The sequence below is a fragment of the Rhizobium sp. 01T417 genome, assembly GCF_056398905.1.
In genome coordinates this window covers 1-1,877 of the sequence record NZ_JBFTQH010000111.1, presented here as the reverse complement: position 1 = coordinate 1,877, position 1,877 = coordinate 1, and the positions used below count along the sequence as shown (strand labels likewise).

Annotated in this window: 1 protein-coding gene; it reads right to left on the bottom strand. The window is 58.6% G+C overall.

Annotated elements, in window-relative coordinates; translation table 11 throughout:
* Positions 1–178: 178 nt before the first annotated feature.
* Complete coding sequence (locus AC1DPR_RS31750) at positions 179–1,465, bottom strand: MFS transporter (protein ID WP_477106185.1); 1,287 nt, start codon at positions 1,463–1,465, stop codon at positions 179–181.
* Positions 1,466–1,877 lie beyond the last annotated feature (412 nt).

Below are 1,877 nucleotides of genomic sequence, written 5' to 3'. Positions count from 1 at the left end.
TGCATATCCTTTCCATACTGGGCCTGGTTGCCGGTCATCGGCGCCGCGAACCCCAGCTTGACTTCCTGAACCTGCGCGACGGCCGTGCCGGCACATGCCAGGCCGAGGGCCGCCATGGCGGCCATACCAAGGACGTGTCTCTCCATACGAATCCTCCAGATGTTGTTGTAAGGGGGTTTTACTTGATGCGATCGCGGAATCCGAGCGTCACACCCAGGAAGCTGACTGCGGCGGCGGCAATGACATACAGCGCCGGGGCCATCGCACTACCGGTCGTGGCGATCAGCCAGGTAAGGATCAGCGAAGCGAAGCCGCCGAAGGTCATCACTGCGACGTTGTAGGCCACCGAGAGGCCTGTCGACAGCACTCGCGTCGGGAAGATCTCCGAGAACGCGGCCAGGATGGGCCCGGTGTAGCCGGCAATGAGAATGCCGAACACCGTCTGGAAAACGATCAGGTTGGTTTGCGTCGGTGCGGATACGACCAGCGCAAACATTGGATACGCAAGCAGCAGGATGCCGCCGGAGCTCATCGTCAGGATTTTCTTGCGGCCAATACGGTCAGACAAGGCGCCCACGAACGGCGACAACACCGTGATGATGAGGCCGCCCACCACACCGGCGATAAACGACATCGATTGCGGCATCTTCAGCGTCTTGACGGCATACGTCGGCATGTAGAACAGCAGCACATAGATGCAAACCGTCCACAGAATCACCATGGAGAACGTCGTGAAGGTCTCGCGGGGGAAGTGTGTCAGCACCTCGCGGAACGGCCTCTTTACCTTCTCGGTCGTGGCGAGGAATGCCGGTGTCTCGTCAACATTGCTGCGGATGTAGAAGCCAATGGGACCGATGAGGATGCCAAGCAAGAAGGGAATGCGCCACCCCCAATCCTTTACCTCCGCCGGCGTCAGCCACAGCGTAAGTACAGTCCCGGCGGCGGCGCCGAGCACGACGGCGAAGCCGATACTGCTTTGGATCCAGCTCGCGTAATAGCCTTTTTGATGAGCCGGCGCATGCTCGGTAAGGAATGCGGTCGCACTTCCCATCTCGCCGCCGGCCGAGAAACCCTGCATCAGGCGCGCGAGAATGATGATGATCGGCGCCAGGATGCCGGCCTGTTCGTAGGTCGGCGCGATACCGATCAGTGCCGTCCCGCCTGCCATCAGCAAGATGGTCAGGGACAGGGCGGCCTTACGGCCGACTCGGTCGGAGTACATGCCGATGAGAATGCCGCCGATCGGGCGCACGACAAAGCCGACCCCGAAGGTCGCTACAGAAAGTAGCAACGACGTCAGTTCGTTGCCAGTGGGAAAGAACAACTGTCCGATGGTGATGGCAAAGAACCCATACACCATGAAGTCGAACCATTCGAACCCATTTCCCAGAATGGTGGCAGTGATTGCACGCCGCCGCCTCTTGGCTTCATCCTGCGAAGCCGTCATTGTTGCCGTCATCTCCATCTCGCACTCCTTTGTCTTGGCCGGTTGAAATGTGTGATCCGATGCTTTTGTCGGCACACTAGTTATTGCTCAACGCGAGCTACTGACCATTCAATCCCAGCGTCCGAGGCATTCCTATCTACGTTTCGCAGGAAGGATGCGCATGCCTCTCCCATGGCCTGTAGGACATCACCAGATCGGTGCGGGTATATGCTGAGAAAAGGTGCGAAGAACATGATGATCGAGCCGCACCGAAGGAGGATTCCGTCCTTTCCAAGTCGTTGTCTCGCTGCGATTTTTCGCACGGCGGCATACGAAAAGCCGGCGTGAGAAAGGATGGTCACCTCGACTGGCGCACCATCGAAGCGCAGCGAGAAAATGTCCGCCCCAGATTGTTCGATTTCCAAACCGGAGCATGTACGAATCCTACGAG

Coding starts and splice junctions, on each gene's coding strand:
- AC1DPR_RS31750 (WP_477106185.1), bottom strand. CDS start 1,465: ATGGAGATGACGGCAACAATGACGGCTTCGCAGGATGAAGCCAAGAGG.